4 protein-coding genes and 1 pseudogene are annotated in these 6,950 nt (G+C 48.5%); all 5 read left to right on the top strand.

Annotated elements, in window-relative coordinates; translation table 11 throughout:
* The first annotated feature begins 21 nt into the window (after positions 1-21).
* Positions 22-1,008 carry an electron transfer flavoprotein subunit alpha/FixB family protein gene (locus tag AC1U9U_RS14710; protein ID WP_479961304.1) on the top strand — a complete coding sequence of 329 codons (987 nt, stop codon included), beginning with the start codon at positions 22-24 and terminating at the stop codon, positions 1,006-1,008.
* Positions 1,009-1,156: 148 nt separating this feature from the next.
* A complete protein-coding gene (locus tag AC1U9U_RS14705; RefSeq protein WP_479961303.1) occupies positions 1,157-1,750 on the top strand; it encodes a TetR/AcrR family transcriptional regulator in 594 nt (197 codons plus the stop codon).
* A 231-nt stretch (positions 1,751-1,981) separates the two neighbouring features.
* A complete protein-coding gene (locus AC1U9U_RS14700) occupies positions 1,982-4,369 on the top strand; it encodes a 3-hydroxyacyl-CoA dehydrogenase/enoyl-CoA hydratase family protein (protein WP_479961302.1) in 2,388 nt (795 codons plus the stop codon).
* 13 nt (positions 4,370-4,382) lie between these two features.
* Positions 4,383-5,537 (top strand): thiolase family protein, encoded by a 1,155-nt coding sequence (locus tag AC1U9U_RS14695; RefSeq protein ID WP_479961301.1) that lies wholly within the window; start codon positions 4,383-4,385, stop codon positions 5,535-5,537.
* A 195-nt stretch (positions 5,538-5,732) separates the two neighbouring features.
* Positions 5,733-6,950: pseudogene (locus AC1U9U_RS14690) on the top strand (acyl-CoA dehydrogenase family protein); the annotation flags it as partial.

The following is a 6,950-nucleotide window of genomic DNA, read 5'->3' as shown; positions in this document are numbered from 1 at the left end:
ACAAGAGAGGATTGAGAAAGGATGCCCAAGGGAATTTTAGTTGTACTTGAACAGTATAACGGGGAGCTTCGCAAGGTCTCCTTGGAGCTTTTAAGTGAAGGGCGGCGTTTAGCCGACAAGGCCGGATTAGAAGTTACCGGTGTATTGCTTGGCCAAGGAGTTAAGGATTTAGCGGCCGCGGCAGCCTCCTATGGTGCCGATAGGGTCATTGTGGCGGAGGATCCGGCCTTAAAGGATTATACTACCGGAGCTTATACCTCTGTGTTAAATCGGGTAATTCGTGATGAAGATCCGGAAGTTGTGCTCATGGGCAACACCGGAATCGGCCGGGATCTTGCCCCCCGCCTTGCTCAGCGTTTAGGTGTTGGCTGTGCTTCCGACTGTGTAGCAGTAACAGTCGATCCCTCTGCCAAACTACGCTTTAAGCGTCCTATCTACGCCGGAAAAGCCTATGCGGAAGTAGCCACCGATGCACGTCCTATTTTAGCGACCATCCGACCCAACAGTTTTAGTATTGCTGCCCCAAATCCCGATCGCCAAGGGGAGGTAGTGGAGGTTGCCGCTGCTATCGATGCCGCAGACCTAAAAACCATTGTCAAAGAAGTAGTTCGTCAGGCCTCCAGCCGTCCCGAGCTTACCGATGCCAATATTATCGTTTCCGGTGGGCGGGCCATGAAGAATGCCGAAAACTTCAAAATTCTCGAAGACTTGGCGGATACCCTCGGTGCAGCCGTTGGGGCTTCGCGGGCAGCCGTGGATTCCGGTTACCGGGAGTATAAATACCAAGTTGGTCAAACGGGTAAGACCGTTTCCCCAACCCTTTACATTGCTTGTGGTATTTCTGGAGCTATTCAGCACCTAGCGGGGATGGGCTCTTCCAAAGTCATAGTGGCTATTAATAAGGACCCGGAAGCCAATATTTTTACCGTTGCGGACTATGGCATTGTTGGTGACCTTTATGAAATTGTTCCCTTACTTACGGAAGAGTTCAAAAAACAACTGGCTTAAGAAAAAAAATAATATTGCTCATGCAGCATAAAAGTCTGATGCGGTTAAAGTGCCTAGGGACAGCCTTGTTTATGTAGAGGGATTGCATTGACAATCTTGAGAAAAGGATGTCTAATAAAGGCAAAAAGCAAGTAAAGGATGACGAATTATGGCTGTTTCCCGTGAGGACAAATATGAAAGAATTTTAGATGCAGCAATAGAAGCATTTGCAGAGGTTGGCTATCATTCGTGTCAAGTATCGAAGATCGCTCGCATCGCGGGAGTAGCTGACGGGACCATTTACCTCTATTTTAAGAACAAGGAAGACATTTTAGTGAAGCTCTTTGAAGAGAGAATGGGGGACTTTATTCTTCTTATCCGTAGGAGAATGGAATCCTGCAAGGATACACGGAGTCGCCTGCGGGCAATCGTTCACACTCATTTTACCCATATGGAGAACAATCGTGCTTTGGCAACCGTTACACAAGTCGAGTTAAGACAACCTAATTCAGGCTTGTATAGTGCTATTGCCGTTCCGCTAAGGGAGTACTTCCGCTTGGTTGAGGAGGTGATTGAAGAAGGAATCAAGCAAAATGAAATCATTCCTTCACTCAATGTGCGTGTTGCCCGCCAAATGATTTTTGGTACCATCGATAGGGCGACTACTGATTGGATTTTTGCACGGTCCGAGCGGTCTTTAAGCAAGGACACAGACTGTATGCTGGAGCTGTTTTCGGGAGCTCTCGGGTTGCCGAAAGAATAGGGAAGAGGGAAGAGGAAAAAGCGGGAGAGAAAAAATTACCGACTTCGGAGAACGGATTTAAAAAGTGAGAAAGATCGCTTGTCGGCTCAAAAAAAGGCCTAAGGACTTTTTTTGGTTTTGGGTATCAGAATATTCATAATATATGGAAACTTAGCTGAGGATAGACATAAAGATTGTATAGGTAAAACAGTTCAAGATAACAAAAAGCTAAAGAAGAGAAGGAGGATGAATATGCCCATTTACAAGGTAGCGGTTTTAGGCTCGGGAGTTATGGGAAGCACCATTGCCGCCCATCTGGCCAATGCCGGGATTCCCAGTTTGCTTCTGGACATCGTACCCACTAGTTTGCTGCCGGAGGAAGAGGCGGCAGGACTAACTCTGGAGTCTCCCAAGGTTAGAAATCGTATCGCTGCGGCCAATAAGGCCAAGCTGATCAAGATGAATCCGGCTCCTTTATTCGTTCCGGAATTTGCGGAGCGGATCGAAGTAGGGAATTTTGAGGACGATTTGGCTCGCTTAAAGGAAGTGGACTGGGTCATTGAAGTGGTTGTGGAGCGTTTAGACATTAAGATTGACCTCTTTAAGAAGGTTGCGCAAAATGTCCGCCCCGGAACGATTGTTACCTCCAATACCTCGGGAATTTCTTTGAAAGCAATGACAGAGGGACTTCCTGAAGATTTTACTAAATATTTCTTTGGCACCCATTTCTTTAACCCACCTCGTTATATGAAGCTTTTTGAATTGATTCCCGGACCGAATACCGATCCGGAAGTCATCAAAGAGATGGAGGAATTTGCAGAACGGGTCCTGGGCAAAGGAGTAGTTTATGCTAAGGATACCCCGAACTTTATTGCCAACCGAATCGGCGTTTTCGGCTTAGCCGCTACCATAAGGGAAATGCAGCGTTCGGGTTTGACAATCGATGAAGTGGATGCTTTAACCGGTCCGATCATGGGGCGTCCTAAGTCTGCTTCCTTCCGGACCGTTGATATGGTAGGCTTAGACACCTTTGTCCATGTCGCCAACAATGTGGGCGATAGTGTTCCGGAAGAGAAGGAATTCTTCGTCATGCCGGAATTCATCCACACCATGATCAAAAATGGTTGGATTGGCGATAAGAGTAAACAAGGTTTTTATAAAAAAGTCCAGACTCCACAGGGCAGGGAAACCCTGGTTCTTGATCCAAACACCTTAGAGTATGTACCCAAGAAAAAGATTAAGTTTGCCTCCCTGGATAAAGCCAAAAACGCGGGAGGTCTTAAAGATAAGGTCAAAACCTTAGTAAACGGTAAAGATGCAGGGGCAGAATTTGCTTGGAACGTTTTGAAAGAAGTTCTCCTCTATGCTGCCCGGCTGGCCCCCCAAATCGCCGATGATATCACTGCGGTAGACGCCGGCATGAAGCTAGGCTTCAACTGGGAAATGGGTCCCTTCGAAACCTGGGATGCCTTAGGGGTCAAAGCTACAGCCGATCGCATTGTTGCCGAGGGCGGTACTTTGCCGGAAATCGTAGCAAAGCTTTTGGCTGATGGTAAAGATAGCTTCTATCAAAAAACTAAGAGCGGGGGCACCTTGTACTATGCCGACGGCGAGTATAAGGAGAAAGCTGCCAGCCCATATTCCTTCTCCCTTAAGCAAGCCCATAAACAAGGCAAGAAGATTTTTGGTAATGCCGGTGCCAGCCTCGTTGATATGGGTGATGGGGTCGCTTGTCTTGAGTTCCATTCCCCCAACAACTCCATCGGTGGCGACATCATGAACATGATCCACAAGTCCCTGGCAGAAGTGGAGAAAAACTATCTTGGTATGGTGATCGGCAGCCAAGGTAAGAATTTCGCCGTTGGCGCTAACTTGATGCTGATCATGATGGAAGCGGAAGAAGAGAATTGGGACGAGCTGGATATGATGGTTCGAGAATTCCAAAGGGGAACCATGGCCTTAAAATATGCCAAGAAGCCCGTTGTGGCTGCTCCCTTCGGCATGACCCTTGGCGGCGGAACCGAAGTTTGTCTCCATTCCCATGCTATCCAAGCTTCCGCTGAGACCTATATGGGTTTGGTTGAGCTAGGTGTAGGTCTTATTCCCGGTGGTGGCGGAACCAAGGAAATGGCTATTCGCGCTATGGAAGGGGTACTTCCCGGTGTAGTGGTTGCTCCCGATTACTTCTTTGCTAAGCGCTTTGAAGTAGTGGCTATGGCTCAAGTTTCGACTAGTGCCGAAATGGCTAAAAACCTCGGGTTCATGCGGGATCATGACCGCTATAGTATGAACGCCGACCATGTCCTGTTGGATGCTAAAGCCCGTGTCATTGATTTAGCACGGAACTTCCGTCCCAACATTCCCCAAAAGGTTAAAGTAGCCGGGCCGGGAATCCGCGCCTTCTTGGAATTGGCCTTATACGGCATGAAGGAAGGACGTTATATCTCCGAATATGATGCCCACTTAGGGAAAAAACTCGCTTATGCCATGACCGGTGGCGATAAACCTGCCGGCACCTTGGTGGATGAACAATATCTCCTGGATCTGGAGCGGGAAGTGTTCCTAAGCCTTGCCGGAGAACCTAAGACACTTGACCGCATCCGTCATATGCTCACTAAGAATAAGCCATTAAGGAATTAGGAGGTGAAGGGTAATGAAAGAAGCATTTGTTATTGAAGCAAAACGTACCGCCATAGGAAAATCCGGCAGAGGGTCCTTAGCCCATATGCGTCCGGACGATTTAGGGGCCTTTGTTATTCAGGATGTATTAAAAAGTGTTCCTAACTTAAATCTTGCCGATATCGATGATTGTGTTATCGGTTGCTCCTTCCCTGAGGGAGAACAGGGGATGAACATGGCCCGGGTTATAGCCCTGCGGGCGGGACTTCCTATTGATGTGTCGGGACAAACCATCAATAGACTCTGTTCCTCCGGACTTCAAGCCATTTCCATAGCTGCTGACCGCATCAGACTGGGTGAAGCGGAGGTTATGTTAGCCGGTGGTGCTGAAAGCATGTCTTCAGTACCCATGGGTGGCGGCAAGCCGGCCCCCAACCCCTATATGATCGAGCATTATCCGGAAGTCTACCTTTCCATGGGACTTACTGCTGAGAATGTGGCTAAAAAATATGAAGTTACCCGGGAACAGCAGGATGAATTTGCCGTAGCCAGTCATCAAAAAGCCCATGCCGCCCAAACAAGCGGACGCTTTGACGAAGAAATTGTTCCCGTTTTGATCTCCAGTGGCAAAAAAGGTGAAGTTTGGTTTAGTAAAGACGAAGGAATTCGCCCGGATAGTACAGTTGGGTCTCTGGGTAAGCTAAAACCCGCCTTCATGAACGGCGGAACCGTCACGGCCGGGAACTCCTCCCAGACCAGTGATGGAGCGGCAGCGACTCTGCTTATGTCCGAAAATAAGGTAAAAGAGCTGGGGGTTAAACCCCTGGCAGTATGGCGGGGTTTCGCCGTCGCCGGCGTTGAGGCCGAACTCATGGGGATCGGTCCCATTAAAGCTATTCCCAAAGTACTCAAGCAAGTGGGCTTAACCCTTGATCAAATCGACCTTTTTGAGCTCAATGAAGCCTTTGCCGCCCAAGCTTTGGCAATTATCAAAACCTTAGAGATTGACCCCGCTAAAGTTAACCCCAATGGCGGTGCCATCGCCTTCGGCCATCCCCTCGGCTGTACAGGCGCCAAACTCACCGCCACCCTTCTTCACGAAATGAAACGCCGCGGCCTCAAATACGGCATGGTTACCATGTGTATCGGTGGCGGCATGGGAGCCGCCGGCATCTACGAACTCCTGTGAAACACGGGGACAGGAACTCTGTTTCAACATTTGTCACGATGAATAACACCGTTCCACCTCATACTTTACAAAGTAATCATAGTATACGGTCGTACTGTGTCGCATTAGGCATCACTACGCTAAAGTACTTACCAAGTTGAAACAAGGGACCTGTCCCCCTGTTTCAAATAAGATTGAGAGAGGAGATAATGAAATATGGAATTGGAATTAGGCCTTAAAGGTGGCGGCTTTCTGCTTGCCGATGTAACTCCTGAACAAGTATTTGTCCCTGAGGAATTAAACGAGGATCATTTACAGCTTAAAAAAATGACCCGTAATTTCGTCGAAAAAGAGGTCGGACCGAAAATTGAGGCTCTCGAAGAGCAGGAAGACGGTCTCATCCGCGGCTTTATGGCTCAAGCCGGCGAACTAGGGCTTCTTGGCTTAGAAGTCCCCGAAGAATTTGGCGGCATGAGCATGGATAAGTTCTCCACCGTTGTAGTAGGTGAAGAGGTTCCCCGGGGGGCTTCCTTTGCCGTAGCCTTTGCTGCTCATACCGGCATCGGAACCCTGCCCATTGTTTATTTTGGCACACCTGAGCAAAAGGCCAAATATCTTCCCGGCCTTGCCAGCGGCGAAAAAATCGCGGCCTACTGCCTGACCGAGCCGGGCTCTGGTTCAGACGCTCTAGGGGCAAAGACTACAGCAGTTCTTAACGCCGAAGGAACCCATTATATTCTCAATGGTACCAAGCAGTTCATTACCAATGCCGGTTTTGCCGATATTTTTTTAGTCTACGCCAAAGTTGACGGCAAACTGACTAACTTTATCGTCGAGCGGGAAATGCCGGGAGTGTCCTTCGGACCTGAAGAGAAGAAGATGGGAATCAAAGGCTCCTCAACCCGCCAAGTTATTCTGGAAGATGTTGCAGTTCCTGTAGAGAACGTAGTTGGTGAATTGGGCAGAGGTCATGTTGTTGCTTTTAATATTCTCAATGTTGGACGCTTCAAGCTAGCCGCTGCTGCCATCGGTAGTGCTGAGATGGCCTTAGAAGTAGCCTTGAAATATGCCAGCGAGCGTAAGCAGTTTGGCGTTTCCCTTAAGCTCCTTCGGTGCAATTCAAGCCAAATTCTCCGAAGTTGCTACCCAAGTCTATATGGCTGAGAGCGTCGTCTACCGTACTGCTGGTCTAATGGAAGAGGCCTGCAAAGATCTTGATGTTACCGGGGACTGTCGCAAGGAAGCCAGCAAAGCTCTTGAAGAATATGCAATTGAATGCTCCTTGAATAAGGTACTAGCCTCTGAGGTTCTGGACCTAGCCGTAGATGAGGGTGTACAGATCCATGGTGGTTATGGTTTTATTGCCGAATACCCGATTGAGCGTATGTATCGGGATTCTCGGATCAACCGTCTCTTTGAAGGAACTAACGAGAT

This window comes from Desulfitobacterium sp. (genome assembly GCF_982384815.1).
Note: the sequence above shows the minus strand (reverse complement) of the source record. Positions and strands in the feature narration are given on the sequence as shown.

What these genes read in the sequence shown, in the direction of transcription:
- AC1U9U_RS14710 (WP_479961304.1), top strand. Translation starts at nt 22, where the DNA reads ATGCCCAAGGGAATTTTAGTTGTACTTGAACAGTATAACGGGGAGCTT.
- AC1U9U_RS14700 (WP_479961302.1), top strand. Translation starts at nt 1,982, where the DNA reads ATGCCCATTTACAAGGTAGCGGTTTTAGGCTCGGGAGTTATGGGAAGC.
- AC1U9U_RS14705 (WP_479961303.1), top strand. Translation starts at nt 1,157, where the DNA reads ATGGCTGTTTCCCGTGAGGACAAATATGAAAGAATTTTAGATGCAGCA.
- AC1U9U_RS14695 (WP_479961301.1), top strand. Translation starts at nt 4,383, where the DNA reads ATGAAAGAAGCATTTGTTATTGAAGCAAAACGTACCGCCATAGGAAAA.